The organism is Vannielia litorea (genome assembly GCF_019801175.1).
Taxonomy (GTDB): Bacteria; Pseudomonadota; Alphaproteobacteria; order Rhodobacterales; family Rhodobacteraceae; genus Vannielia; species Vannielia litorea_B.
Genome location: NZ_JAHVJR010000001.1, coordinates 916,969 through 942,067, shown reverse-complemented (window position 1 = coordinate 942,067; position 25,099 = coordinate 916,969). Strand labels below are relative to the sequence as shown.

Annotated in this window: 25 protein-coding genes; 16 read left to right on the top strand and 9 right to left on the bottom strand. The window is 65.5% G+C overall.

Annotated elements, in window-relative coordinates:
* Positions 1–9 precede the first annotated feature (9 nt).
* The 3 genes from glmU to KUV38_RS04565 are packed head-to-tail and all read left to right on the top strand — an operon-like array spanning position 10 to position 3,864.
* Complete coding sequence (gene glmU / locus KUV38_RS04575) at positions 10–1,362, top strand: bifunctional UDP-N-acetylglucosamine diphosphorylase/glucosamine-1-phosphate N-acetyltransferase GlmU (RefSeq protein WP_222468913.1); 1,353 nt, start codon at positions 10–12, stop codon at positions 1,360–1,362.
* Entirely contained in the window at positions 1,363–3,177 is a 1,815-nt protein-coding gene (gene glmS / locus KUV38_RS04570) for a glutamine--fructose-6-phosphate transaminase (isomerizing) (protein WP_222468912.1), read from the top strand. It begins immediately after the preceding gene.
* 12 nt (positions 3,178–3,189) lie between these two features.
* Entirely contained in the window at positions 3,190–3,864 is a 675-nt protein-coding gene (locus tag KUV38_RS04565; protein ID WP_222468911.1) for a DNA alkylation repair protein, read from the top strand.
* A gap of 121 nt (positions 3,865–3,985) precedes the next feature.
* On the opposite strand, the gene KUV38_RS04560 is transcribed toward KUV38_RS04565, so the two are convergent.
* Entirely contained in the window at positions 3,986–4,495 is a 510-nt protein-coding gene (locus KUV38_RS04560; RefSeq protein ID WP_261385496.1) for a hypothetical protein, read from the bottom strand.
* Between the two features lie 76 nt (positions 4,496–4,571).
* Between KUV38_RS04560 and moaA the strand changes: the two genes are divergently transcribed.
* Positions 4,572–5,576 carry a GTP 3',8-cyclase MoaA gene (gene moaA, locus KUV38_RS04555; protein WP_222468910.1) on the top strand — a complete coding sequence of 335 codons (1,005 nt, stop codon included), beginning with the start codon at positions 4,572–4,574 and terminating at the stop codon, positions 5,574–5,576.
* A 211-nt stretch (positions 5,577–5,787) separates the two neighbouring features.
* On the opposite strand, the gene KUV38_RS04550 is transcribed toward moaA, so the two are convergent.
* The 4 genes from KUV38_RS04550 to KUV38_RS04535 all read right to left on the bottom strand — a co-directional run bounded on the left by KUV38_RS04550 (position 5,788) and on the right by KUV38_RS04535 (position 8,679).
* Positions 5,788–6,585, bottom strand: a complete 798-nt coding sequence (locus tag KUV38_RS04550; RefSeq protein WP_222468909.1) for a glycosyl transferase — start codon at positions 6,583–6,585, stop codon at positions 5,788–5,790.
* An 18-nt stretch (positions 6,586–6,603) separates the two neighbouring features.
* Entirely contained in the window at positions 6,604–7,095 is a 492-nt protein-coding gene (gene coaD / locus KUV38_RS04545) for a pantetheine-phosphate adenylyltransferase (protein WP_222468908.1), read from the bottom strand.
* A gap of 198 nt (positions 7,096–7,293) precedes the next feature.
* Positions 7,294–7,728: a CBS domain-containing protein gene (locus KUV38_RS04540; RefSeq protein WP_222468907.1), complete on the bottom strand. Its 435-nt coding sequence runs from the start codon at positions 7,726–7,728 to the stop codon at positions 7,294–7,296.
* Positions 7,729–7,785: 57 nt separating this feature from the next.
* Entirely contained in the window at positions 7,786–8,679 is an 894-nt protein-coding gene (locus KUV38_RS04535) for a LysR family transcriptional regulator (RefSeq protein ID WP_222468906.1), read from the bottom strand.
* A 106-nt stretch (positions 8,680–8,785) separates the two neighbouring features.
* Here KUV38_RS04535 and KUV38_RS04530 point away from each other — a divergent pair, with 106 nt between their 5' ends.
* Complete coding sequence (locus tag KUV38_RS04530) at positions 8,786–10,288, top strand: CoA-acylating methylmalonate-semialdehyde dehydrogenase (protein ID WP_222468905.1); 1,503 nt, start codon at positions 8,786–8,788, stop codon at positions 10,286–10,288.
* A 63-nt stretch (positions 10,289–10,351) separates the two neighbouring features.
* Here the strand turns inward: KUV38_RS04530 and KUV38_RS04525 are convergent, their stop codons facing one another.
* Both KUV38_RS04525 and KUV38_RS04520 read right to left on the bottom strand, forming a co-directional pair.
* A complete protein-coding gene (locus KUV38_RS04525) occupies positions 10,352–10,651 on the bottom strand; it encodes a hypothetical protein (protein ID WP_222468904.1) in 300 nt (99 codons plus the stop codon).
* A gap of 200 nt (positions 10,652–10,851) precedes the next feature.
* Entirely contained in the window at positions 10,852–11,814 is a 963-nt protein-coding gene (locus KUV38_RS04520) for a glycosyltransferase (protein ID WP_222468903.1), read from the bottom strand.
* A 265-nt stretch (positions 11,815–12,079) separates the two neighbouring features.
* Between KUV38_RS04520 and KUV38_RS04515 the strand changes: the two genes are divergently transcribed.
* On the top strand, positions 12,080–12,496 hold the full coding sequence (locus tag KUV38_RS04515) for a hypothetical protein (RefSeq protein WP_222468902.1): 417 nt from the start codon (positions 12,080–12,082) through the stop codon (positions 12,494–12,496).
* A gap of 68 nt (positions 12,497–12,564) precedes the next feature.
* Entirely contained in the window at positions 12,565–12,882 is a 318-nt protein-coding gene (locus KUV38_RS04510; RefSeq protein ID WP_222468901.1) for a hypothetical protein, read from the top strand.
* A 56-nt stretch (positions 12,883–12,938) separates the two neighbouring features.
* Here the strand turns inward: KUV38_RS04510 and KUV38_RS04505 are convergent, their stop codons facing one another.
* A complete protein-coding gene (locus tag KUV38_RS04505) occupies positions 12,939–14,348 on the bottom strand; it encodes an NCS1 family nucleobase:cation symporter-1 (RefSeq protein WP_261385292.1) in 1,410 nt (469 codons plus the stop codon).
* Between the two features lie 304 nt (positions 14,349–14,652).
* Here KUV38_RS04505 and KUV38_RS04500 point away from each other — a divergent pair, with 304 nt between their 5' ends.
* The 9 genes from KUV38_RS04500 to KUV38_RS04460 all read left to right on the top strand — a co-directional run bounded on the left by KUV38_RS04500 (position 14,653) and on the right by KUV38_RS04460 (position 22,062).
* A complete protein-coding gene (locus KUV38_RS04500) occupies positions 14,653–15,786 on the top strand; it encodes a carboxylate-amine ligase (RefSeq protein WP_222468899.1) in 1,134 nt (377 codons plus the stop codon).
* Positions 15,787–16,060: 274 nt separating this feature from the next.
* Positions 16,061–17,200, top strand: a complete 1,140-nt coding sequence (locus KUV38_RS04495; RefSeq protein ID WP_222468898.1) for an acyl-CoA dehydrogenase family protein — start codon at positions 16,061–16,063, stop codon at positions 17,198–17,200.
* Positions 17,197–18,252 (top strand): enoyl-CoA hydratase/isomerase family protein, encoded by a 1,056-nt coding sequence (locus tag KUV38_RS04490; RefSeq protein WP_222468897.1) that lies wholly within the window; start codon positions 17,197–17,199, stop codon positions 18,250–18,252. Before KUV38_RS04495 ends, KUV38_RS04490 begins: the two co-directional genes overlap by 4 nt.
* On the top strand, positions 18,249–19,118 hold the full coding sequence (gene mmsB / locus KUV38_RS04485; protein WP_222468896.1) for a 3-hydroxyisobutyrate dehydrogenase: 870 nt from the start codon (positions 18,249–18,251) through the stop codon (positions 19,116–19,118). The genes KUV38_RS04490 and mmsB overlap by 4 nt, the downstream gene beginning before the upstream one ends.
* A gap of 98 nt (positions 19,119–19,216) precedes the next feature.
* Positions 19,217–19,426: a DUF2892 domain-containing protein gene (locus KUV38_RS04480; protein ID WP_222468895.1), complete on the top strand. Its 210-nt coding sequence runs from the start codon at positions 19,217–19,219 to the stop codon at positions 19,424–19,426.
* Positions 19,427–19,543: 117 nt separating this feature from the next.
* Positions 19,544–19,957, top strand: coding sequence for an RcnB family protein (locus tag KUV38_RS04475; RefSeq protein WP_261385152.1), 414 nt, complete (start codon positions 19,544–19,546; stop codon positions 19,955–19,957).
* A gap of 71 nt (positions 19,958–20,028) precedes the next feature.
* The gene (locus tag KUV38_RS04470; RefSeq protein WP_222468894.1) at positions 20,029–20,763 is read left to right on the top strand and encodes a hypothetical protein; all 735 of its coding nucleotides are present in this window, start codon (positions 20,029–20,031) and stop codon (positions 20,761–20,763) included.
* A gap of 114 nt (positions 20,764–20,877) precedes the next feature.
* Complete coding sequence (locus KUV38_RS04465) at positions 20,878–21,537, top strand: hypothetical protein (protein ID WP_222468893.1); 660 nt, start codon at positions 20,878–20,880, stop codon at positions 21,535–21,537.
* A gap of 132 nt (positions 21,538–21,669) precedes the next feature.
* Entirely contained in the window at positions 21,670–22,062 is a 393-nt protein-coding gene (locus KUV38_RS04460; protein ID WP_222468892.1) for a hypothetical protein, read from the top strand.
* Positions 22,063–22,203: 141 nt separating this feature from the next.
* Here the strand turns inward: KUV38_RS04460 and uvrA are convergent, their stop codons facing one another.
* A complete protein-coding gene (gene uvrA, locus KUV38_RS04455; RefSeq protein WP_222468891.1) occupies positions 22,204–25,065 on the bottom strand; it encodes an excinuclease ABC subunit UvrA in 2,862 nt (953 codons plus the stop codon).
* Positions 25,066–25,099 lie beyond the last annotated feature (34 nt).

Genomic DNA, 25,099 nt, shown 5'->3' with positions numbered 1-25,099 from the left:
CAGCGGGCCATGAGCACCAGCCTGATCATCCTCGCTGCGGGGCAAGGCACCCGCATGCAGTCGGACATGCCGAAGGTCCTGCACCGGGTCGCCCACGCGCCTCTGCTGGCCCATGCCATGCACGCAGGCTCCGCGCTGGAGCCCGCCCGCATGGTCGTGGTCGCAGGTCACGGCGCCGAAGCGGTCGAGGCCGCCGTGGCCGAGATCGACGAGGCCGCGCATGTCGTCATTCAGGAAGACCGCCTCGGCACCGGCCACGCCGTGCTGCAAGCCCGCGAGGCGCTTTCCGGCGCCGAGGGCAATGCCATCGTCCTCTACGGCGACACCCCCTTCATCCGCCCCGAGACATTGCAAGCCATGCTGGAGGCCCGCGCGACCCACGCCGTCGTCGTCCTCGGCTTCGAGCCTGCCGATCCCGCCCGCTACGGCCGCCTCTTCATGGACGGCGACAGCCTAGAGGCCATCATCGAATACAAGGACGCGACCGAGGCACAGCGCGCCATCCCCCTCTGCAACTCCGGCGTCATCTGCGCCGATGCCACCACGCTCTTTTCGCTGCTCGACGATGTCACCAACGACAACGCCTCCGGCGAGTATTACCTCACCGACATCGTCTCCATCGCCCGCTCTCGCGGCCTTTCCTGCGGCGTGGTCCGCTGCGACGAGGCCGAGACCATGGGCGTCAACTCCCGCGCCGATCTCGCCGCCGCAGAGGCCGCCTTCCAGCAGGCCAAACGCACCGAGGCGCTGGAGAACGGCGTCACCCTGACCGCGCCCGAAACCGTCCACTTCGCGTGGGACACATGGATCGGCCGCGACGCCACAATCGAGCCCTACGTCGTCTTCGGCCCCGGTGTCACCGTCGAAACAGGCGCCGAAATCCGCGCCTTCTCCCACCTCGAAGGCTGCCACGTGAGCCAGGGCGCCCAGGTCGGCCCTTATGCCCGCCTCCGCCCCGGCGCCGAGCTCGCCAACAACGCCAAGGTCGGCAACTTCTGCGAGGTCAAGAACGCCGAGATCGGCGAAGGCGCCAAGGTGAACCACCTTTCCTATATCGGCGACGCCAGCATCGGCGAGGCCGCCAACATCGGCGCGGGCACGATCACCTGCAACTACGATGGCGTCTTCAAGCACCGCACCGAGGTCGGCGCCCGCGCCTTCATCGGCTCCAACACCATGCTCGTCGCCCCCGTGACCGTTGGCACCGAGGCGCTCACCGCCTCCGGCTCCGTCATCACAGAGAACGTCCCCGATGGCGCTCTCGCCGTCGCCCGTGGGCGGCAAACCAACAAACCGGGCCTCGCCCGCAAACTGATGGACAGGCTCCGCGCCGCCAAGGCAGCAAAGAAAGAGGCCAAGTAGATGTGTGGAATCGTCGGCGTTCTCGGCAACCATGAAGCCGCCCCCCTTCTCGTCGAGGCCCTCAAACGGCTGGAATATCGCGGCTATGACAGCGCGGGCATCGCCACCGTGAATGGCGAGGCCCTCGACCGCCGCCGCGCGGTCGGCAAGCTGGTCAACCTCTCCGACCTGCTGGTGCACGAGCCGCTCCCCGGCAAGGCCGGCATCGGCCACACCCGCTGGGCCACCCACGGCGCCGCCAACGAGACCAACGCCCACCCGCACCGCTGCGGCCCGGTCGCCGTCGTCCACAACGGCATCGTCGAGAACTTCCGCGAACTCCGCGAGGAACTGGCCGGCCACGGCCTCAAGACGGTCACCGAAACTGACACCGAGGTCGTCGCCCTGCTCACCGAGCATTACCTCGCTCAAGGCCTCGCCCCGCGCGACGCCTGCGAGCAGGTCATTGCCCGCCTCACCGGCGCCTTCGCGCTCTGCTTCCTCTTCGAGGGCGAAGACAACCTGCTCATCGCCGCCCGCAAAGGCTCTCCGCTCGCCATCGGCCACGGGCAAGGCGAGGTCTTCGTCGGCTCCGACGCCATCGCGCTCGCGCCCATGACCGACAAGATCACCTACCTCGAAGAGGGTGACTGGGCCGTGCTCACCCGCGAAAGCGTCGAGATCTTCGACGCCCAGAACAACCTTGCCAACCGCCCGGTCAAAACCGTCACCATCGACGCAGCCCAGATCGACAAGGGCGGCCACAAGCACTTCATGGCCAAGGAAATCGCCGAGCAGCCCACCGTGCTGGGCGAGGCGCTCTCCTACTACCTGACCGATACAGGCATCGCCCTGCCCGAGCCGGGCCTCGACTTCACCAAGTTCGACCGCCTCACCATGGTCGCATGCGGCACCGCCTTCTATGCCTGCCTCACCGCCAAATACTGGTTCGAGCAGATCGCCCGCCTCCCCGTCGAGGTCGATATCGCCTCCGAATTCCGCTACCGCGAACCGCCGATCCCGGCGAACACTCTCGCCCTCTTTGTCAGCCAGTCCGGCGAAACCGCCGACACGCTCGCCGCCCTGCGCTACTGCGAAGACAAGGCGATGATCGCCTCCGTGGTCAACGTCCCCGAGTCCTCCATCGCCCGCGCCTCCGACATCGCCCTGCCGATCCTCGCAGGCGCCGAGATCGGCGTGGCCTCCACCAAGGCCTTCACCTGCCAGCTCACCGTGCTCTTCCTGCTCGCCCTAAAAGCGGGCCTCGACCGCGGCACGCTCACGCCCGAAGAGGCGCAGGACCACCTCACCCAGCTCAAGGCCCTCCCTGGCCTGTTCAACGCCGCCCTCGCCGCCTCGCCGGAGATGGAAGCCACGGCACAAAAGCTGGCCGAAGCCCGCGATATCCTCTTCCTCGGCCGCGGCGCACTCTACCCGCTCGCCATGGAGGGCGCCCTGAAACTCAAGGAAATCAGCTACATCCACGCCGAAGGCTATGCCTCCGGTGAGCTGAAGCACGGCCCCATCGCCCTGATCGACCAGCACACGCCGGTGGTCTTCATGGCCCCGTCAGACGGCCTCTTCGACAAGACCGTGTCCAACATGCAAGAGGTCATGGCCCGCGCCGGCAAGGTCGTCCTTGTCACCGATGCCCGCGGTGCCAAGACCGCCGCCGAGGGCACATGGCGCCAGATCATCCTCCCCGAGGTCTCCCCGGCGCTCGCCCCCATCCTCTACGCCCTGCCCGCGCAGCTGCTCGCCTACCATACGGCGGTCGCCAAAGGCACAGATGTGGACCAGCCCCGCAACCTCGCCAAATCGGTGACGGTGGAATAGAGCCACCGCCCAATGACACTGGAAGACGCCCTCACAGTCCTCCGCGCCCTCGCCGAGCCGGGCCGCGCCGAGGGCATGGCCGCCTATCACAAGCAGAGCCGCGAGGTCATCGGCATCTCCAACCCGGCGCTGAACGAGCTCACCACCGACTGGCGCCGCAGCCTGTCAGTCCCTGAGCGCGTGGCCCTCGCCGAAGCCCTCTGGCAAACCGATATCTTCGAGGCCCGCATCGCCGCCGCCAAGCTCCTCACCCAGGCCCGCCTGCGCCCGGATACCGAGGCCTGGGCGCTGATCCAGAGCTGGTTGCCCGATCTCGACAGCTGGGCCATCGCCGACCACGCCATGATGGCCGGGCAAAAGCGCCTCATGGCCGACCTCTCCCGCATGGACACCATCGAAGCCTGGACCACGAGCGATAGCTTCTGGACCCGCCGCGCCGCCCTCACCGTCACCCTTCCGCTGGCCAAAAAGAACAACCCGAACGCCGCCGAGGCGCAGGCCCGCGCCCGCGTGCTCACATGGGCAGAGGGCTACGTCACCGACCCGGAATGGTTCATCCAGAAAGCCGTCGCCTGGTGGCTCCGCGACCTCTCCAAGCATGATGCCGAAGCCACCCGCCGCTTCCTCGCCGGTCCCGGCCAAGGCCTCAAACCCTTCGCCCAACGCGAAGCTGCCAAGCACCTCTGACCGCGGTCAACGCCCCGCAGCAGCTCATTTTCTTGCTACAAATATCTCCGGGGGTGTGGGGGCAGCGCCCCCACTCCGACATTAGTCAAACGCCACCGTGTTGACGCCTGTAAGGACGGCGCTACCCCGCCGACCCCGCATAAACCACCAGCTCCGGCAGCCCGGTCAGCGGCGCGCCAAGCACCTGGAACGCCGGCAAAGAAACCCGCGTGCCCGATCCCGCCTCGCCGCCCGAAGGCCGCAGCTCGACCTGCACCGAATTGCCATTGCCCGGATACACCAGCCGCCCGGCCTGCGCCGTGGTCACCAGCGGCGTCTCCGCCCAAAAGCCCGGGTCCGTCGGGTCGCCCAGCGAGGCAATCGTCGTGCCCAGCTCGCGCTCAGCGGCCACCGGCGCGGCGGCAGCGGCCTGCTTCTCTTCCTCAGTCGTGGTGTCGAACTGCGCCGCCGTGCGGGCATTCTCCGGCGGCGGCGGTGCGGCGGCGGCCACCGGCGCCACGCTCTCGCGCGGCTCTTCAGCCCCGCCCGCAGCCCCGGCCTTTGGTTTCATCGCAAACGGCCCTTCGGCGCAGCCCGCCAACAGCGCGGCCAATGCCGCCATTCCCACAAAACCCTTCATCGCCTGCACCATCCTGCTCCTTGCCACCTTGGTCGGACGTGCCGCAATTCACCTTGCCGCCTCGCCCCTTACGGCCTAGCTATATCCCATGCAAACGCCCCTGATCGACCCCTTCCAGCGCCCGATCACCTATTTGCGGGTCTCCGTGACCGACCGCTGCGATTTCCGCTGCGTCTATTGCATGTCCGAGAACATGACCTTTCTGCCCAAGAAGGAGCTGCTCACGCTCGAAGAGCTCGATGCTGCCTGCACCGGCTTCATCGGCCTCGGCGTCCGCAAGCTGCGCATCACCGGCGGAGAACCGCTGGTGCGCAAAGGCATCATGACCTTCTTCGAGGGGATGACCCGCCATCTGGAGTCCGGCGCGCTCGATGAGCTGACCCTCACCACCAACGGCTCCCAACTGGAGCGCTTCGCGCCCCAACTCGCCGCGGCGGGCGTCAAGCGGATCAACGTCTCCATCGACACGCTGGATGAAGAGAAGTTCGCCCGCGTCACCCGCTGGGGCCGCCTGCCCCAAGTGCTGCGCGGGCTCGATGCCGCCCAAACCGCGGGCCTCCGGGTCAAGCTTAACGCTGTCGCTCTCAAGGGCTTCAACGAAGATGAGCTCTTTACCCTCACCGAGTTCTGCGCCGCCCGCGACATGGACCTGACATGGATCGAGGTCATGCCGATGGGCGACCTCGGCAACGAAGACCGCATCGGCCAATACTGGTCGCTCAAGGATCTCCGCGCCAAGCTGGCCGAACAGTACACTCTGATCGACCTCACCGAGCGCACCGGCGGCCCCGCCCGCTACGTCCAGCTTCAGGAAACCGGCCAGAAGATCGGTTTCATCACGCCGCTGACCCACAATTTCTGCGAAAGCTGCAACCGCGTCCGCATGACCTGCACCGGCGAGCTCTACATGTGCCTCGGGCAAGAAGACCGCGCCGACCTCCGCGCCCCCCTCCGCCAATACGGCCCCGGCCCCGAGTTCGAAGACGCTATCCGCGCCGCCATCGCCCTCAAACCCAAGGGCCACGACTTCGACTATTCCCGCCAGACGGTCGAAGGCCAGGTCTCCCGCCACATGAGCCACACCGGGGGCTGAGAAGAAGTCAGTCGGCGCCGTGCAGCGCCGACCCGCGGGGCGGCGCCTGCAACGCATGTGTGTGCCACTTTATGGTGCTGTGTTAGCTCGACCATCGTGGTCGGCACTGCCTTCGCCAAAGCGCCGCCCCGGGGGGCGGGTCGGCGCTGCACGGCGCCTTCGGCTTGATTCCGTGCCGTTTCGCGGGAGGCAATGGCGGCTCTGAGCCGACCTAAGCCCACTCCGCCCCAAGATCATGCCGCGCCCGGTCGATCCAATGCTCCGCCAGCCAAGGCGTCGGCTTGCAGTAGCGCAGCCACGAGCTGGAATAGCCCTCCACCGCTTCATGCATCTTCGGGTGCCCGTGAAAGCACACCACCTTCGCCGCTTCCGGCAGCTTGGCCGGAACCAGCCAGTTCTTCGGCGGCAGCCCGAGGCAATCGTGCTTGAAGCTTACCACCTCGTCGCCGGGCAGATAGGCAAATTCGCCTCTCTCCTGCGCCAGCGTTGATGTATACCGCTGCTCGCTGCCCCGCGCCTTCTCCACTTGGCGCTTCGCATCGCCTGCCAGCACCTCGTAGAGCCAGCCGTGCAGCGCCGGATCGAAGCGGAACACCGAGCCGTGGCCGGTCTTCCGGCCCCGCCGTGCCTCCACCCAATCGGCCCGCATCGCCACCTTGCCGGGGGCGAAGTTCAGCAAGCCATCCAAAGATCCCGTCACCACCACGTCCAGATCGAAGCCCAGCAACGGCCCGTCCAAGTCGGGGATCAACCCGGGCCGGAACAGCGACACCTTCCGCATCGCCCCCTGGCGGTTGGCCACGGCCAGCGCCGCATCCATTTCGGCCAGAAACGGCTCCACCGGCAGGTCCAGCACCTCCACATCGGGGTGCAGCCCGCCGCGCTCCTCGGTCATGCAGAAGAACCGCACATCGTCGCTCAAATGGCGCCGCGCCCCGCTATAGAGCCGGTTCACGTATTCAGGGCCAAAGAGCGTGCCCCATTTGATGCAGATGACATTGGCAACCATGGCGCTGCCCTATCCGGCTCAGGCGTACTTGGCCAGCAGCTTCTCACGCACCGAGGGGCTGACGAACTTCGAGATGTCCCCCCCCAGCCGCGCGATCTCCTTCACCAGCTTGGAGGCAATCGCCTGCCGCTCCGCGCTGGCCATCAGGAAGACCGTCTCGATGCTGTCGTCAAGCTGCCGGTTCATGCCAACCATCTGATATTCATACTCGAAATCGGCCACGGCCCGCAGCCCGCGCACGATCAGCCCGGCGCCCACGTCGCGGGCGCAGTCGATCAGCAGGTTCTCGAACGGATGCACCACGATCTCGCAACCGGTGCGCTCGGCAATCGCGCGGCACTCGTCGCCCACCATCGCTTCGCGCTCTTCAAGGTCAAACAGCGGCCCCTTGTCGCGATTGATCGCAACGCCGATCACCAGCCTGTCCACCAGCGCGGTGGCCCGGGTGATGATGTCGATATGGCCAAGCGTTACCGGGTCGAACGTGCCCGGATAAAGCCCCACGCGCATGGCTGTCCCTCCCTCGCGCCTCGGATCGGCGGCAGAAAACACCAGTGGCCTGCGGGGAGCAAGGCGAAACCGGGAGCGCGGCGCAACATTCTTGCGTGGCATCCGGCAGCCTTCACAACGCGTCCCCGCCCGTAGAGCGCGCCTTTACGGCGCACCAAGCCGAGCGCAGCCCAAAACCCAACCCCAAGCCGGCCGGGCTCAATGCCCCATGATCATCCCTTCGAGCGCGTTCTTCTCCATCGCCAGTTCCGAGAGCCGCGCCTTGACCACGTCACCGATCGAGATCAATCCGATCATCTCTTCGCCCTCCAGCACCGGCATGTGGCGAAACCGGCCCTCGGTCATCTTCTCCAGCACGCTCAGCGCCGTCTCCTCCTTGGAGCAGGTCACCAGCTTCGAGGTCATCAGGTCATCCACCGTGTCGCTCAGGCAGCCCGGCCCGCGCCGCCCCAGCTCGCGCACAATGTCGCGCTCCGAGAGGATGCCCTGTGCCGTCTTCCCATCCGCCGAAACGATCACCGAGCCGATCCGCTTTTCCGAGAGCAGGCGAGCCGCATCGGCGACAGAGCTTCCGGGCTTCACACAGAGCACGCCGCCTTCGCCCTTGTCCTTGAGAATCTGTTGCACAAGCATGGCTTACCTCCGACTTTGCCCGTTCAAGTTGAGGGTCGCGCCAGCCGGGGCGCTCTGTCAAGCTTCCGCTTCGAGCCGCTCCACCTCTGCGCGGAGCCCCTCGCACAGGAGTTCCGCAAAGCGGCTCATCCGGCGCACGCGGCGATCGTCGGCATGGCGCACCAGCCAGAAGGTCCGGCGCAGCGCCACATCCTCGGGCAGCACCCGCTCCACGCGGCCCGCGTTGCCAAGCGCAAAACCATGCACAACCCCGATCCCCTTGCCCTGCCGGACCCATGCAAACTGCACCGAGACCGAGTTGGAGGCGAGCTGCACCTTCTCCAGCCCCAACTCGCCAAGGTAATCCAGCTCCTTGTCGAAGATCATGTCGGGGATGTAGCCCACCAGCCGCTTGCCCCGCAGGTCTTCGAGCCGCTCGATCGGGTTGCCCTTCAGCCAGCGGCGATGGGCTGCAAGATAAAGGTGATAGTCGGTGATCTTCTGCACCGTCAGCCGCCCGGCGGTCGGGCGCGAGACGGCAATCGCCATGTCGGCCTCCCGGCGATTGAGGTTGAAGACCCGCGGCAGCGATACGATCTGCACCTCCAGCTCCGGATGGGCATCGCAAATCCGCGCCACCACTTGCGGCAGCAGGAAGTTGGCACAGCCATCGGGCGCGCCCACCCGGATCGCGCCGGTCAGCCTGTCTTCCTGCCCGCGCACCGCGTCCTCGGCGGTGAGCATTGCCTGCTCCAGCTCCTCGGCATGCGGCATCAGCCGCTCACCCGCCTCGCTCGGTGCATAGCCTTGCGGTGATTTCAGGAACAGCGGCGCCCCAAGGCTCTCCTCCAGCCGCTGCACCCGCCGCCCCACCGTGGCCGGGTCCAGCTTCAGCGCCGTGCCCGCGCCAGAGAGGCTGCCCTCCCGCGCCACAGCGATGAAAATCCGCATGTCATCCCACGAGAAGGCCATTCAGGTACCTGCATTAATGCAAAACGTCTTTGTCAAACTGCCGCTTCTACCGGAGGAAATGCAAGAGTAGGATCCGCCCGAGCCAGAAAACAGGAGGAGTTCCGCCATGAGCACCCAGATCGGACATTTCATCGACGGCAAGCACAGCGCTGGCCAGTCCGGCCGCAGCGCCGACATCTTCAACCCCGCCACCGGCGAGGTGCAGGACAGCGTCGCACTGGCCTCCAAGTCCGAGGTCGATGACGCCGTCGCCCGCGCCGCGGAAGCCCAGAAAGCCTGGGGCGCCACCAACCCGCAGCGCCGCGCCCGGGTGATGATGAAGTTCGGCGCCCTGATCAACGAGCACATGGAAGAGCTGGCCGAGCTGGTCGCCCGCGAGCATGGCAAGACCATCCCCGACGCCAAGGGCGATGTGCAGCGCGGTCTCGAGTTCGTCGAGGTCTGCATGGGCGCGCCCCACATGCTGAAGGGCGAATACACCGATGACGGCGGCCCCGGCATCGACCTCTATTCCATGCGCCAGCCCCTCGGCGTTGTGGCCGGCATCACCCCCTTCAACTTCCCCGCGATGATCCCGCTGTGGAAGATGGCCGGCTCCCTCGTCTGCGGCAACGCCATGATCCTCAAACCCTCCGAGCGCGTGCCGTCGACAGCGATGCGCCTCGCCGAGCTGCTGCAAGAGGCCGGCCTGCCCGATGGCGTGCTGCAAGTGGTGAACGGCGACAAGGAGGCGGTAGACGCCCTGCTGGATAACGAAACCATCCAGGCCGTGGCCTTCGTCGGCTCCACGCCGATCGCCCAGTACATCTACAGCCGCGCCACCGCCAACGGCAAACGCGCCCAGTGTTTCGGCGGCGCCAAGAACCACATGATCGTCATGCCCGACGCCGACATGGACAAGGCCGCCGACGCGCTGGTCGGTGCAGCCTACGGCGCCGCAGGCGAGCGCTGCATGGCCATCTCCGTCGCCGTGCCGGTGGGTGAAAAGACCGCCGACACCCTGATCGAAAAGCTGATGCCCCGCATCGAGGCGCTCAAGGTCGGCCCCTACACCTCCGAGAACGATGTCGACTATGGCCCGGTCATCACCGCCGCCGCCAAGGAGCGCATTCTCGGGCTGGTCAACTCCGGCGTCGAGCAAGGCGCCGAACTGGTGGTCGATGGCCGCGACTTCTCGCTGCAAGGCTATGAAGAGGGCTTCTTCGTCGGCCCCCACCTCTTCGACCGGGTGACGCCGGAGATGGACATCTACAAGGAAGAGATCTTCGGCCCCGTCCTCACCCAGGTCCGCACCGAGAGCTACGAAGAGGCCCTCAAGCTGACGATGGACAACCCCTACGGCAACGGCACTGCGATCTACACCGCAGACGGCGACACCGCCCGCGACTTCGCCCACCGGGTCAACGTCGGCATGGTCGGCATCAACTTCCCGATCCCGGTGCCGCTCAGCTACCACACCTTCGGCGGCTGGAAGAAATCCGGCTTCGGCGACCTCAACCAATACGGCCCCGACGCCTTCCGCTTCTACACCCGCACCAAAACGGTCACCGCCCGCTGGTTCTCGGGCATCAAGGAAGGCGGCGAATTCGCCTTCAAACAGATGGACTAAGCCGGGCGTCACTCCGAGACCAAACAGAAAGGACCGGGCCCCCTGCCCGGTCCTTTTTCTGTCTCACGACCCCTTGTTCAGATGCGCGTCAAAATCCACATGGGCGCGGCCGGGCAGACAGAACTCCAAAATCTCGCGCCGGCCCGCCTCGGTCGTCATCTGATCCAACCCGAAAACCCTCACATGCTCAGGCCAAGCCGCAGCGGTCTCATCGAGCTGGGCATAGTAGAGGTCATAGTAGCGGCAAATGTAGTCTTCCAGCGCACTCCCCTGCGGAAGCTCGAACGCCGGAAAGTTTTTGTCCCAAACAAGATCCGTCTCCCAGGCCTTCTGCGGGGCGGGCTGACTTGCAGCGAGCCGCACACTTTGGGCAAAGGCCAGACAGGCGACTTTTTTGCCGAGCCTGCTAGTTCATTGGGTCGAAAACAGTTTCCATCCGTCACGCGTCAGCTGCATGAGGGAACCCCGCATCGAACCACACGTCTCCCCACCCTCAAAGGTTGGAGAACCCTTAGGGATTTTCACAACCGCCTCACACGCGCCGGACCGAAGACCGCCTGACCCTACTGACTTTCCACATGAAGGCTCTCGCGGCGCGGCGCATAATGTCCACTCTTCAGGCCGATCGCGGCACGCATCAAGCCCGTTGCCATCCCAAGCTTGAAACCCGCATTCACAAGCGCCTTGCGCCCACGCACCGGCACCGTCAGCAGATTTATGAAGACGTCGATCAACCGCTGAGCCACCCTGATCCAAGTCTTTAACGGGCTGTGCTTGCGGATCATCACGTCATTGCTCGCCTGGTCTCGCGCACGGCCGGCGTAGTATGAAAGGGTCAGACGCTTCTGTGGCAGTGTTTCACACACCCGGGCAGAGGGGACCCAGCCGATCCGGGCGCCCGCACCGCGCATCTGTCGGCTGAACCGCGTATCGCTGCCGCCAGTATACCGCAGCGCATCGTCAAACCTCAGCCCGTTCGCACGCACCGCGTCAAGTCGAACGCACCAGTTGTTTGTGTAGATGTCGAGTTTAGTATCTTTTGCCGCCACGACACCGGCCTCACGCCGAACGTTTCGCTTGAGCGAGCGTTCCGTCTTGTGCAGGAACACCGCCTCCTGCATCGGGCTCAACTGATCGGCGGGCCGCTCAAACTCGACCGGCCCACCGCAAAGGTCCAAGTCTCGGGCCTGCATCGCTGAAATCAGGTTCACCAGCCAATCCCGCCGCACGACTTCGTCGTCATCCACAAAGGTCAGAAAGTCGAAGCCCTGATCCAGCGCGGCAGTCAGAACGCGATTGCGCGCGAACGGAATTCCCTTTTTGGGCTCGAGCATCAATTGAACCGGCTCGGGCACCTCGCTCCGGAAGTTGTCCACAACATCGGAAATCGTGCTCTCGTCATCGTTCTCACAGAAAACGAACTCGATGGCAGCCCCTTCCGGCCGCTCCATGCTCGCAAAGCTGTCCAGTAGACACTTGAGACCTTCAGGCCGTCGGCGCGTGATCGCGCCCACTGCAATACGCAAGTCGAACCCCCTACAAATAGCGTACTTTCAAGGGCGAGGATGGTGACCCTGATGGCGTACCATGCCCGCTGGCTGCACCTCGCAACTGGATCAACTCTTAGTGGAGGGCCCCCCGGCGATCAACCAATCCGGCTGTCACGGCCCCGTGCGGGAGGCAAGTCTCCGCTGAAATATCGCGAGCCGCCGGCGAGGTTCCACAGGGCCTTCGCCGCTGGACTTTCCTTGACCCGCCAGTCAAAACCCCCTGACCGCTCAAGGACCGCCAATGCCACTCACTTACCGCATCTTCCCTGACATAGGCCTCGTCTACGTTCGCTACGAGGGCCACGCCGGCATCCCCGAAACGATGGAAACCTTCGGCCGCTACATGTCCGATCCGGGCTTCCGCCCCGGGCAGAAGCAGCTCGTTGACCTCTCCGCCGTCACCAGCTGGGACAAGGATTACGCCGCCCTCCTCGGCATTCAGGCCAAGAAGGCCGAGGCCTTCCTGCGCGGGCCGGAAACCATCATGGTCTATTACGCCCCGACCCCGCAGACCGCCGAGATGGCGCGGCTCATCATGCGCAGCTGGGAAGACCTCGATGCCATCGTGCCGATCCTGCAGGATACCGAGCGCGGCACCCTCGAGGTGCTGGGCCTCTCCGAAACGAGCTTCGACGCGCTGGCCCGCCGCCCGGTCTGACAGCGCGCCCCCCGCGCGGAACCCCCGGCCAGACACCGGCGTTACTCCTTCAACCGAAAGGAAACGCCATGATCCGCACTGCCTTCACCCTCTGCGCCACGCTCGCCGCTGCGCCCCTCGCGGCCCAGAGCTTCCAGAGCCCCGATTGCCCCACCGGCTCGACCCGCACCGGAAACGAGTGCACCGCGCCGAACGGCATCGTGACCCAGCGCTTCGTCCTGCCCCAGATCACCGACGAGGCCGACGATGGCCGCGTGGTCTACAACCTGTCGTCCGACAGCCCCTCCGGTCTCCGCTCGACCGGCGAGAGTGATCGCGTGGTGATCCGCGAAAACTCCCTCTTCGTCACCGATCTCGACGCCGACCTCACCGTCATCGCGGACTAACAGCCGATGGCCCGCCCAATGGGGCGGGCCGCCGCTTGTACCGGATAGCGCGCCCCTCAGGCCGCGACCTTCCCTTTCGCCAAAGCCATGTAGACCGCGCCGCCAAGCCCTGCGCCGATCAGCCAAGCGTAACCCGACAACACCGCCAGAAACGGCACCCAAACGGTAGCCACCGAGAACACCGCCCCCACGGCGAAGGCGATCATCGCCGCATCGTTCCAGCCGTTCCCGTAGCGATACCGCCCGCCTTCGAGGTCATAGAGCTCATCGCGCACCAGTTCCTGCTTCCGTAACAGGTAGTAATCCGCCATCATGATCCCGAAGACCGGCGCCAGCGTGGCCCCAAGCGTGTTCACGAACCCGCTGATCCCGAACTCGGCAATGAAGCTCGTCCAGAGCCCGCCGATCACCAGCGCAAAGACCGAGGTGATCATCCCCGCCATGCGGAAGCTGATCCGCTTCGGCGCAAGGTTGGCGATCCCGTTCACGCTCGGGATGAAGTTGGCCACAAGGTTGATCCCCACGGTTGCTGCAAAGAAGGTCACGGCGGCGATGATGCTGAGCACCACGCTGTCGGTCTTCTCCACGATCTCGGTCGGGTTGATGATCGCCTCGCCATAGACCACCGCCGCCCCGGCCGTGGTCAGCAGCGCCAGCGCCGAGAACAGGATCATGTTCAGCGGCAGCCCCGCGAGGTTGCCCAGCAGCATCGCCCGCCGGTCTTTCGCATAGCGGCTGAAGTCCGAAAAGTTCAGCAACACCGCAGCGAAATAGCTGATCATCGTGCCCACGATGGCGATGAACCCGGTGATCTCCGTGCCCCATGTCGCCTCCGGATTGGCAAAGATCGTCCGCGCCTGTGCCAGCAACTGCCCGTCCGACTTCTGCCAAAGCACGATCACCAAGCCGATCATCACCGCATAAACGAAGGGCCCCGCGATGTTCAGAAAGGTCTCCACCCAGCCCATCCCGCGCCAGAAGATGACGATGTGAAAGGCCCAGACGATGAAGAAACTCACCCAATCCACTGCCGTCAGCCCCAGCACCTCCGCGCCGCCGCTGAGCCCGGTGACCGAGTAGATCAGCAGCGCCAGCGCGGTGGAGGCAAAATAGACCTGCACGCCATACCAGAACACCGCCACGATCGCCCGCAGCACCGCCGGCAGCTTGGCCCCCTGCGTCCCCTTCGAGGCCCGCGCCAGCACCGGATAGGGGATGCCATAGCGCTCCCCCGCCGCGCCCGAGAGGTTGACCAGAAACATCACCAGCAGCCCCGAGCAGATCAGCGCGGCAAAGGCCGTCCAGCCGCTCACCCCGTAGCTGATAAAGAGCGAGGCCACGAGGCTGTAGCCAAAGAGTGACTGTATGTCGTTGGCCCAGATGTTGAAAATCGCAAACCAGCCCCAGCTCTTCGCCTCCCCCGTCACCGGCGCCAGCGCATCCTCGCCGCCGCCCGCATGGGGCATCTCCGCCCCCGGTATCTCTTCGATCGTGGCCATGGTCGTCCCTCCTGACCTGCTGTCGTTTCATCCGCGCAAAAAGGCCCCCGCCGCGCCGCTGCGCGCGCCACAGGCCCCCTGCGCCAATCCTCCTCCCGCGTGGCGGCCCGCGCCAGCCCGCCGCCGCCGCATCGGCCCACTCGCCCTGCGGTTGCCTTTCCCCTGCCCGCCGCGCCGCCCCGCCTGCCCAAAACCTGTGCGCCCGGCACACGTCTTTCTCTTCCCCGACCCGCCCGCCTCTGCCACTCTTCTCCAAACAGCGGAGGCACCTATGGCCGTCACCACCCCCAGCTTCACCCTCGGTATCGAGGAAGAATATCTGCTGGTCGACCGCGACACGCTCGACCTCGCCCGCGCGCCCGAAGCGCTGATGGAGGCCTGCACCGCCGAGCTGTCCGAGCAGGTCTCGCCCGAGTTCCTGCAATGCCAGATCGAGATCGGCACCCGCGTGTGCGAAAACATCGGCGCAGCCCGCGAAGAGCTCAAACGCCTGCGCGCCACCGTCTCCCGCTGCGCCGCCGCTCACAACCTCGCCCCCATCGCCGTCTCGTGCCACCCCTTCGCCGACTGGAAGGACCAGCCCCACACCGACCGCGACCGTTACAACGCCCTCTCCCGCGACCTGGGCGGCGTGGTCCGGCGGATGCTCATCTGCGGCATGCACGTCCACGTCGGCATCGAGGATGACGACCTGCGCGCCGACCTGCTGCCGCAACTCAGCTACTTCCTGCCGCACCTGCTCGCCCTCTCGTCCTCCTCCCCCTTCTGGCAGGGCGAGGATACCGGCCTCGCCTCCTACCGGCTCACCGTCTTCGACAACCTCCCCCGCACCGGCCTGCCCCCCAGCTTCGACAGCTTCGGCGAATATGAGCGCACCGTGCAGGTGCTGATCGACCTCGGCGTCATCGAAGACAGCACCAAGATCTGGTGGGATCTGCGCCCCTCCCACCGCTTCCCCACGCTCGAGACCCGCATCTGCGACGTGAGCCCCCGGCTGGAAGACACGCTCACCCTCGCCGCCACCAACCAGGCCCTGCTGCGGATGCTCTGGCGCATGCGCAGCCGCAACCTCCGCTGGCGCCGCTACGACCGCTTCCTCATCGCCGAAAACCGCTGGCGCGCCCAACGCTACGGCACCACCGAAGGCCTGATCGACTTCGGCGCCCGCGAGATCATCCCGATGCAAACCCTCGCCGAAGAACTCGTCGACATCCTCGCAGAAGACGCCCACGCCCTAGGCTGCGAAGCCGAAATCGCCCGCCTCCCGGAGATCGTGGCAATCGGCACCTCCGCCGACCGCCAGCGGGAGGTGTTCAAGGGGAACCTTGAGGCGGGAGCCGACAAACCCGCCGCCATGCGCTCGGTCGTTGAACACCTCATCGACGAGTTCCACCATGGCCTCTGACGCTTAAGATTCACCTAAAATCCGCGCCACTGCCAAAGACACATCCCGCCCTGACGATAAACCCTTCCAATTCATCTAAAATTTTCCCCGCCCCCGCCCATTTTCTTGCTGAAAATATCTCCGGGGGTGTGGGGGCAGCGCCCCCACTCCAACACCAACACCCCTCCCCACACCCGCATTTCTGCAAAACCAACCTGACTCAAAACCTCTTGCCTCGGGGCAAACACCCCGCCAGAATTGAACCCGCGTTCAATAACGCAAACGGGAGGACATCATGGATTTCGCGCTCTCCGAGGAGCAGCAGGCCATCTTCGACATGGCTCACGGCTTTGGCCAACAGCACATCGCCCCCCACGCCCAGCAATGGGAGCGCGAGGGCACCATCCCCAAGGCCCTCTGGCCCGAGATCGCCGCCCTCGGCCTCGCCGGGCTCTACGTCCCCGAGGAGCATGGCGGCTCCGGCCTCTCCCGGCTCGATGCCACGCTGGTCTTCGAGGCCCTCTCCATGGCCTGCCCCTCCGTCGCGGCCTTCCTCTCCATCCACAACATGTGCGCCAAGATGCTCTCGGCCTTCGGCTCCGACGAGACGCGGGAAAAATACCTGCCCAAGGCGCTCACGATGGAAACCGTCTTCTCCTACTGCCTCACCGAGCCCGGCTCCGGCTCCGACGCGGCGGCGCTGAAAACCAAGGCCACCAAGACCAATGAGGGCTACAGCCTCACCGGCACCAAAGCCTTCATCTCCGGCGGCGGCTATTCCGATGCCTATGTCGTCATGGCCCGCACCGGCGATGACACCGCCCGCGGCATCTCCGCCCTCGTCATCGAGGATGGAACAGAAGGCCTCTCTTTCGGCGGGCTGGAAGACAAGATGGGGTGGCGCTCGCAGCCCACCCGGCAAGTTCAGATGGACGGCTGCAAGATCCCGCCAGAGAACCTGCTGGGCGAAGAGGGCAAGGGCTTCAAATACGCCATGATGGGCCTCGACGGCGGGCGGCTGAACATCTCCGCCTGCTCGCTCGGAGCCGCGCAAACCGCGCTCACCGCAACCCTCGCCTACATGCATGACCGCAAGGCCTTCGGCCAGTCGATCGACCAGTTTCAGGCCCTCCAGTTCCGCCTCGCCGACATGGAGATCGAGCTGCAGGCCGCCCGTGTCTTCCTCCGCCAGGCCGCCTGGAAGCTCGACAACGCCTCGCCGGATGCCACCCAATTCTGCGCCATGGCCAAGAAGTTCTGCACCGAGGCCGGCTCCCGCATTGTCGACCAATGCCTCCAACTCCACGGCGGCTACGGCTACCTCGCCGACTACGGCATCGAAAAGCTGGTGCGCGATCTCCGCGTCCACCAGATTCTCGAAGGCACCAACGAAATCATGCGCATGATCACCGCCCGTGCCATGCTGGCAAAATGACAGACATCCGGATTCGCACCGAAGGCCGCGCAGGCCGCATCACCCTCAACCGCGAGAAGGCGCTCAACGCCCTCTCCTATGACATGTGCATGGCCGTCGATGAGGCGCTCAAAACCTGGGCCAGCGACCCCGCCGTGCAGCTCGTGCTGATCGACGCGGAGGGCGAGAAGGCCTTCTGCGCCGGGGGCGACATCGTCGAGATGCACAGCACCGGCACCGCGGGCGACTATGCCTATGGCCGCAAGTTCTGGCGCGACGAATACGCCATGAACGCCCGCCTCGCCACCTACCCCAAGCCCGTCGTCGCTTTCATGCAGGGCTTCACCATGGGCGGCGGTGTTGGGCTGGGCTGCCATGCCTCCACCCGGATCGTCGGCGCCAGTTCCCAGATCGCCATGCCAGAATGCGGCATCGGGCTGGTGCCAGACGTGGGTGGTAGCTACATTCTTGCAAAGCTCTCCGCCCTCCACCCCGGCGCCGGCGCGTGGATCGGCACCACCGGCCACCGCCTCAAGGGGATGCACGCGCTCTTCGGCTTTGCCGACCACTTCGTGGACGAGCAGCACTGGCCCACCCTCAAGGCCGCCATGTGCGAAAGCGGGGCGCCCGGCATCCCCGCTTATCTCGGGGCTGACGATCTCGCCGCGCAGGCCGATTTCTACATCGAGATGAAGACCATCGCAGCCCACTTCAACCGCCCCCCCGGCGAGATCGCCGCCTCCCTCGCCGCCGCCCCCTCCGAGCTGGCCCAGCAGGCGCTCAAGGCGCTTTCCCGCGCCGACCCGCTGGCGGCGGCCTGCCATATCGAGATCCTGCGCCGCCTCGGCCCCAAGAGCACGATCCGCGAGGCCCTGACCCTCGAATACCGCTTCACCCATCGCTGCATGGAGCAGGGCAACTTCCTCGAAGGCATCCGCGCCGCCGTCATCGACAAGGACCGCAGCCCCAAATGGCCCCACGCCGCGCTGGCCGATGTGCCCGCCGCGCAGGTCGAGGCCATGCTCGCGCCGCTCGGCGCAGACGATTTGACATTCCCGGAGGACCTCACATGAAAATCGGCTTCATCGGACTGGGCAACATGGGCGCGCCCATGGCCCGCAACCTCATCGCCGCAGGCCACCTCGTCACCGGGTTCGATACCCATTCCGCGCCCGAGGGCATCCCCATGGCCAAATCCGCCGCCGAGGCCGCCGCCGGGGCCGATGTGGTCATCACCATGCTGCCCAACGGCGCGATCCTGCAATCGGTCGCAGGCGACATCCACCCGGCGATGGACGCCGGTGCCATTCATCTCGATTGCTCCACCGTCGATGTCGAAAGCGCGCAGGCGGTGGCCGAATCCGCGCAGGCCGCGGGCCTCTCCGCGCTCGATGCCCCAGTCTCCGGCGGCACCGGCGGCGCCACGGCGGGCACGCTCACCTTCATGGTCGGCGGCCCCGAGGCCGCCTATGCCACCGCCCTGCCGCTCTTCGAGGTGATGGGGCAAAAGTCCGTGCTCTGCGGCGGCGCGGGCATGGGCCAGGCCGCCAAGATCTGCAACAACATGATCCTCGGCGTCACCATGATCGCCACCTGCGAGGCCTTCGCCCTGGCCGACAAGCTGGGGCTCGACCGCCAGTCGATGTTCGATGTCGTCTCCACCTCCTCCGGCTACAGCTGGACTATGAACGCCTACTGCCCCGCCCCCGGCGTCGGCCCCAAATCGCCCGCCGACAACGGCTACCAGCCCGGCTTCGCCTCCGCCCTGATGCTGAAAGACCTGCGCCTCAGCCAACAGGCCGCCGAAGCCGCCGACGCCGACACGCCCATGGGCGAAGCCGCCATGCGCCTCTACGAGGCCTTCGTCGAGGCCGAAGGCGCGGGCGACAAGGACTTCTCCGCCATGCTCCCCCGCTTCGAGGCCCGCCACCGGCACTAGCCCCTCGCCCAAGGCCCCTGCGGCCAGATGCCCCCTTCTCCCGGCGAGTGTTTTAACATATTCTAAACTTAGAATGTAACAGCGCCGGGAGGCCCCTCATGTTCCCTCAAAACGTCGGCCGGATCGACCGCCTCATCCGCCTTGCCGCAGGCATCGTCCTGCTGGTGCTCGCCTTCACCGCCCTCACCGGGGCCTGGGCCTGGATCGCCGGGATCGTCGGCCTGGTGATGCTCGGCACCGCCGCCATCGGCTACTGCCCGCCCTACAGCCTGCTCGGCATCAACACCTGCGCGATGAAACGCAACTGACGCTGCGTCTCTTTCGGGCCACAGCCCGCACCTCAAACCACCGTGATGAAACTCCCCCCGAGGCCACGGGTTATTTGAGCGAACCCGCAAGGGATGTAACGCTGGAAAGGTAACGAGATGTCCCCTCTGACCCAAATCACAGCGGCCGCCACGGCGATCTGCCTGGCGGTCGGAAGCCCGGTGCTTGCACAGGGTAAAGGAAACGGCAAAGGCCACGCCAAGCAGAAGCACCGCACCGAACAGGTCGTGCGCGGCTGCCCGCCCGGCCTCGCCAAGAAAAGCCCCGCCTGCGTGCCGCCCGGCCAAGCCAAAAAGCGGGTCCGGGCAGATGACGACCGGCACTACCGGATCAACGTCGGCTCGCGGCTGGACCGCGACGATTACGTCATCGTCCGTCCGTGGCAATATGGCCTTGAGCCTGCCCCCGGTGGCTCGCGCTATGCCGTGTATGATGGCGTGCTGGTCCGGATCGACGAAGACACCGCCGAGGTGCTTGACCTGATCCGTGCCGTCGGAGCTGTCGCCAACTGATCGCGCCGCAAAAGCGCATCTCGCGGGGCGTGGCGGTGAAACCCGTCGCGCCCCTCGCGCGTTCATATGTCATGGAACGCATCAAATCCCTGCTCGTGCTGATCACGACCGTGACCTTCGCCGCCTCGCCCTTCTTCGTGACGAGCTTCGCGGGCTACGACCCTGCGCTCTTCCCCGTCCCGCAAATCGACCCGCCCGTGCAACCCGCTGGCTGGGCCTTCTCGATCTGGGGGCTGATCTACGTCTGGCTCATCCTCTCCGCCCTCTTCGGCCTCGTTGCCCGGGGTGTGGACCCGAAATGGGACAGGCCCCGCTGGCCGCTCTTCGGCGCGCTGGCCCTCGGCACCTTCTGGCTCTGGACAGCCACGCTCTCGCCGATCTGGGCCACCGTGCTGATCTTTGCCATGCTGATCCTCGCTCTCGGCGCCGCCGCCCGCGCCCCGCAGCATGACAGCTGGCTGCTGGGCGCCCCCATCGGCCTCTTCGCAGGCTGGCTCACCGCCGCCAGCTTCGCCTCGCTCGGCATCACCGGTGCGGGCTACGGCCTGCTGATGGGCGAGACGGCATGGGCCATCGCCTGCATCACCGGCGCGCTTGTGGTGGGCCTGACCGTGCTGCTCACCCTCCGCCCCCACGCCACCTATGCGCTCGCGCTGGCCTGGGCGCTGGCCGCCATCGCGGTCAAGGACTGGGCCACCCATACCGATGTCGCCCTGCTTGCGGCACTCGGCGCGCTGGCCACCCTCGCGGCTCTTGTGCGCAGCTACTGGCTCCGCGCCGTCCCCGAGGCACGACACCCGGTCTGAGCCGTTCACAGGGCGTGAATTCCCGCGCCGCCACACCCGCGATCCTTGCCCGGTCAGCCCTGCTTTGGCAGACTGAGCGGTATTTCCAGAATGCTTTTCTCAAGGATCGAACCCATGCAAATGCCCAGTGCCGCGCGGCTGATGACAACGCCCGAACGTGAACTCGTCGAACGGGTGTACGGAAGCACCCTGCCCAGCCGTTACCGCATCATCCTGACCGACGCCCTCGGCGGCGGCGGCGCACCCTTCACCATCCCGACCTCGCTGATCAGCGCCGCCACCATCCCCGGCGCCTTCGGGGCCGCGCTCGACTCGCTGGTTCTGCAAATCCCGGGCATGAGCTGGTTCACCTCCATGCGCAACGCCACCGGCTCCGGCTTCACCGACATCACAAACGCGCTGCGCTCTGTCAGTCAGGCCGCAGGCATCATCAATCTCGGCTACATCATGAACGTCGGCGCCGCCTATCCCGACATGATGGCAAATGCCGACACCAAAGAACTGATGGTGCATGAAACCTGCCATGTCTGGCAGGGCCACAACAGCTGGTCCTCCACCACCTACGTGCTGAACTCGATCACCCACCAGTGCTCCGGCATGATCAAGGGCCAGTCCCGCAACGCGGCCTACGACTACACGCCCGGCCAGTCCTTCTCGACCTACAACGCCGAGCAGCAGGCCTCCATCGTCGAAGACTGGTATGTCGCCGGCGAGCCCACCAGCGGCGATCTCTGGCCCTACATCCAGAACAACATCCGTACCGGCACCGGCTGATCGGCGGCCCCTCTCGGGCTTTTCCGACCACCGGTGAGTTCCGCCCCACCCGCGCCAAAATCCCGGCTCGGCGGAACCTTGCCGCTCACCGGAGCGTTACCAAGGTAACCAACGCTCAAAACGGACACCCCGATGACCCAGCTGCCCCATACCGGCGCCGGCCCTGCCGCGCTGACCCGATCCGCTCGCCCTCTTGCCTCCGGCTTCCTGCTCGCCGCCGCCGCATTGCTTACCTCCGCCGAGGCCGCAAAATCCGCCTGCCGCATTCAGGTCGAAGGCTCGAAGTGCGAAACCACGGCCCGCTTCGTCCACGCCGCCCCAGGCGGCAGCCGCCTGCCGGTCGCCATCGGTGAGCCGCTACCGTGGGACTACATGATGCTGATGAACAGCGAATACTTCGGCCTGCCCCCGGCGCAGGACGGCTGGGTCTACTTCCGGGTCGAGGGCCGCGTGGTGCGGGCCGACTATGACACTCGCACAGTGCTCGAGGATGTGACCGGCCAGACCAACCGCGCTTTCTTCTGATCACCGTTGGGATGGGCGGGAGGCCTGCCTACCCATTCCCTGACGCAGCGCACACGCACATTAACGCCGGCCTTCGCACCTCATGTGCGAAAACCGCGTATGTATGGAATGTGCATCAGTTGTGCATCGGATGTGCCCCGCCTATTCTGCGGCCACCTTGCGCGCTCCGAGCATCTCCTTAAGGTACCGCCCGGTATGGCTGGCCTCCACTTCGGCCACCTGCTCCGGCGTGCCCGTGGCCACCACCGTGCCCCCACCATCGCCGCCCTCAGGGCCGATATCGATGATATGGTCGGCGGTCTTGATCACATCGAGGTTGTGCTCGATCACCACCACCGAGTTGCCCTGATCCACCAATTCATGCAGCACTTCCAACAGCTTGCGCACATCTTCAAAATGCAGCCCGGTGGTCGGCTCATCGAGAATATAAAGCGTTCGCCCGGTTGACCGCTTGGAGAGCTCCTTCGAGAGCTTCACCCGCTGCGCCTCACCGCCCGAAAGCGTCGTCGCCTGCTGGCCCACCTTGATGTAGCCAAGCCCCACACGGCAGAGCGCATCCATCTTCTCGCGAATGCTCGGCACCGCCTTGAAGAACTCCTGCGCATCCTCCACGGTCATATCAAGAACATCCGCTATGCTCTTGCCTTTGAACCGAATTTCCAGCGTCTCCCGGTTGTAGCGCGCGCCCTGACAGGTCTCGCAGGTGACATAGACATCGGGCAAAAAGTGCATCTCGATCTTGATCACACCATCGCCCTGACAGGCCTCACAGCGCCCCCCCTTGACGTTGAAGCTGAACCGCCCCGGCTTGTAGCCCCGCGCCTTCGCCTCCGGCAGCCCGGCAAACCAGTCGCGGATCGGGGTGAACGCCCCGGTGTAAGTCGCTGGATTGCTTCGCGGAGTCCGCCCGATGGGCCGCTGGTCGATGTCGATCACCTTGTCCAGCAGTTCCAGCCCCTTGATCGTCTCGCAGGGCGCCGGCGTCTGCCGCGCCCCGTTGAGCCGCATCGAGGCGGTCTTGAACAGGGTCTCAATCGTCAGGGTGGATTTGCCGCCGCCACTAACCCCCGAAACGCAAACGAATTTCCCCAGCGGGAAGTCCACGGTCACATCCTTCAGGTTGTTGCCGCTGGCCTTCTTCACCGTCAGCTTCTTCTTGTTCCCCTTGCGCCGTTCGGTGGGCACAGGAATTTCTCGCTTTCCGCTGAGATACTCCCCGGTAACAGACTTCGGATTCGCGGCAATCTCCGCAGGCGTCCCGTGGGCCACCACCTCGCCGCCATGCACCCCCGCGCCCGGCCCGATGTCGAACACGTAATCCGCCTCGCGGATGGCCTCCTCGTCGTGCTCCACCACGATCACGGTGTTGCCTTGGTCCCGCAGGTTTTTCAGCGTTTCCAGCAGGCGACCGTTGTCGCGCTGGTGCAACCCGATGGAAGGCTCGTCGAGCACATAGAGCACGCCCGTGAGGCCAGAGCCGATCTGGCTGGCCAACCGGATCCGCTGGCTCTCGCCGCCACTCAATGTTCCGCTTGAACGTGACAGCGTAAGGTATTCCAATCCCACGTTATTCAAGAACCCGAGCCGCTCGCGGATTTCCTTCAGAATGGCCCGCGCGATCTCGTTTTTCTGCTTGGTCAGGCTCTCCGGCGCCGCGTCGATCCAGGCCAGCGCCTCGCGGATCGACTTCTGCACAACCTGCCCCACGTGGTCGCCCGCGATCTTCACCGCCAGCGCCTCTTCCCTCAGCCGGTAACCGTTGCAGGCCCCGCAAGGCCGGTTGTTCTGAAACCGCTCGAACTCTTCGCGGATCCAGTTGCTGTCGGTTTCCCGGTAGCGCCGCTCCATATTGGGGATAACCCCTTCGAAAGGCCGGGAAATTTCATAAACCCGCCCGCCCTCGTCATAGCGGAACTTGATCTCCTCCTCGCCCGATCCGTAGAGGAAGACCTGCTGCACATGGGCGGGCAGATCCTTCCAGCGCGCGTTCTTGTCGAACTCGTAATGCTTCGCAATCGCTTGAATTGTCTGAAGAAAATACGGGCTTTTGCCCTTCCGCCACGGTGCCAGCGCGCCATCGGCGATCTTCAGCGCCTGATCTGGCACCACGAGCCGTTCGTCAAAGAAGAGCTCCACCCCGAGCCCGTCGCACTCTGGGCAAGCCCCGAAAGGCGCGTTGAACGAGAACAGCCGCGGCTCGATCTCGGGGATGGTGAACCCACTGACAGGGCAGGCAAAATTCTCGCTGAATGTAATCCGCTCCGGCTCCTCGTCGGCGGCCACCGCCGTCTCCAGAATGGCGATCCCCTGCGCCAGGTCGAGCGCCGTGCGGAACGAATCCGCCAGCCGGGTCTCGATCCCCTCTTTCACCACGATCCGGTCCACGACCACGTCGATATCGTGGCGGTATTTCTTGTCGAGCTTGGGCGCCTCATCCAGCTCATGAAAGGCACCATCCACCTTCACCCGCTGGAAGCCCTGCTTCCTAAGTTCCAGAAATTCCTTGCGATATTCGCCTTTCCGGTCGCGCACGATCGGGGCCAGCAGGTAGGCCCGCGTGCCCTCCTCCATCGTCATCACCCGGTCCACCATGTCCTGCACCTGCTGCGCTTCGATCGGCAGGCCGGTGGCGGGCGAATAGGGCGTTCCGGCGCGGGCAAAAAGCAGGCGCAGGTAGTCGTAAATCTCCGTCACCGTGCCGACGGTCGAGCGGGGGTTCTTGGAGGTCGTCTTCTGCTCGATGGAGATCGCCGGAGACAGGCCGCTGATGTGATCCACATCAGGTTTTTCCATCATATCAAGGAATTGCCGGGCATAGGCGCTCAGGCTCTCGACATAGCGGCGCTGCCCCTCGGCGTAGATCGTATCAAACGCAAGGCTCGACTTGCCGGAGCCCGAAAGCCCGGTGATCACCACAAGTTCGTCGCGTGGAATATCCACGTCGATCCCCTTGAGGTTATGCTCGCGCGCGCCGCGCACCTCGATATGCTTCAACTCGGCCATGTCACCCCCGGCGGTTCACAAGGCCAAGAGATAG

Excerpts from the sequence above, each read along its gene's own strand:
- KUV38_RS04510 (WP_222468901.1), top strand. The coding sequence starts at position 12,565 with ATGATCCGCACTGCCTTCACCCTCTGCGCCACGCTCGCCGCTGCGCCC.
- KUV38_RS04470 (WP_222468894.1), top strand. The coding sequence starts at position 20,029 with ATGGAACGCATCAAATCCCTGCTCGTGCTGATCACGACCGTGACCTTC.
- glmS (WP_222468912.1), top strand. The coding sequence starts at position 1,363 with ATGTGTGGAATCGTCGGCGTTCTCGGCAACCATGAAGCCGCCCCCCTT.
- KUV38_RS04515 (WP_222468902.1), top strand. The coding sequence starts at position 12,080 with ATGCCACTCACTTACCGCATCTTCCCTGACATAGGCCTCGTCTACGTT.
- KUV38_RS04490 (WP_222468897.1), top strand. The coding sequence starts at position 17,197 with ATGACAGACATCCGGATTCGCACCGAAGGCCGCGCAGGCCGCATCACC.
- KUV38_RS04505 (WP_261385292.1), bottom strand. The coding sequence starts at position 14,348 with ATGCCCCATGCGGGCGGCGGCGAGGATGCGCTGGCGCCGGTGACGGGG.
- KUV38_RS04460 (WP_222468892.1), top strand. The coding sequence starts at position 21,670 with ATGACCCAGCTGCCCCATACCGGCGCCGGCCCTGCCGCGCTGACCCGA.
- KUV38_RS04530 (WP_222468905.1), top strand. The coding sequence starts at position 8,786 with ATGAGCACCCAGATCGGACATTTCATCGACGGCAAGCACAGCGCTGGC.
- KUV38_RS04565 (WP_222468911.1), top strand. The coding sequence starts at position 3,190 with ATGACACTGGAAGACGCCCTCACAGTCCTCCGCGCCCTCGCCGAGCCG.
- KUV38_RS04500 (WP_222468899.1), top strand. The coding sequence starts at position 14,653 with ATGGCCGTCACCACCCCCAGCTTCACCCTCGGTATCGAGGAAGAATAT.
- KUV38_RS04540 (WP_222468907.1), bottom strand. The coding sequence starts at position 7,728 with ATGCTTGTGCAACAGATTCTCAAGGACAAGGGCGAAGGCGGCGTGCTC.
- KUV38_RS04550 (WP_222468909.1), bottom strand. The coding sequence starts at position 6,585 with ATGGTTGCCAATGTCATCTGCATCAAATGGGGCACGCTCTTTGGCCCT.
- KUV38_RS04475 (WP_261385152.1), top strand. The coding sequence starts at position 19,544 with ATGTCCCCTCTGACCCAAATCACAGCGGCCGCCACGGCGATCTGCCTG.
- glmU (WP_222468913.1), top strand. The coding sequence starts at position 10 with ATGAGCACCAGCCTGATCATCCTCGCTGCGGGGCAAGGCACCCGCATG.
- moaA (WP_222468910.1), top strand. The coding sequence starts at position 4,572 with ATGCAAACGCCCCTGATCGACCCCTTCCAGCGCCCGATCACCTATTTG.
- KUV38_RS04495 (WP_222468898.1), top strand. The coding sequence starts at position 16,061 with ATGGATTTCGCGCTCTCCGAGGAGCAGCAGGCCATCTTCGACATGGCT.
- mmsB (WP_222468896.1), top strand. The coding sequence starts at position 18,249 with ATGAAAATCGGCTTCATCGGACTGGGCAACATGGGCGCGCCCATGGCC.
- KUV38_RS04465 (WP_222468893.1), top strand. The coding sequence starts at position 20,878 with ATGCAAATGCCCAGTGCCGCGCGGCTGATGACAACGCCCGAACGTGAA.
- KUV38_RS04535 (WP_222468906.1), bottom strand. The coding sequence starts at position 8,679 with ATGGCCTTCTCGTGGGATGACATGCGGATTTTCATCGCTGTGGCGCGG.
- KUV38_RS04560 (WP_261385496.1), bottom strand. The coding sequence starts at position 4,495 with ATGGTGCAGGCGATGAAGGGTTTTGTGGGAATGGCGGCATTGGCCGCG.
- uvrA (WP_222468891.1), bottom strand. The coding sequence starts at position 25,065 with ATGGCCGAGTTGAAGCATATCGAGGTGCGCGGCGCGCGCGAGCATAAC.
- coaD (WP_222468908.1), bottom strand. The coding sequence starts at position 7,095 with ATGCGCGTGGGGCTTTATCCGGGCACGTTCGACCCGGTAACGCTTGGC.
- KUV38_RS04480 (WP_222468895.1), top strand. The coding sequence starts at position 19,217 with ATGTTCCCTCAAAACGTCGGCCGGATCGACCGCCTCATCCGCCTTGCC.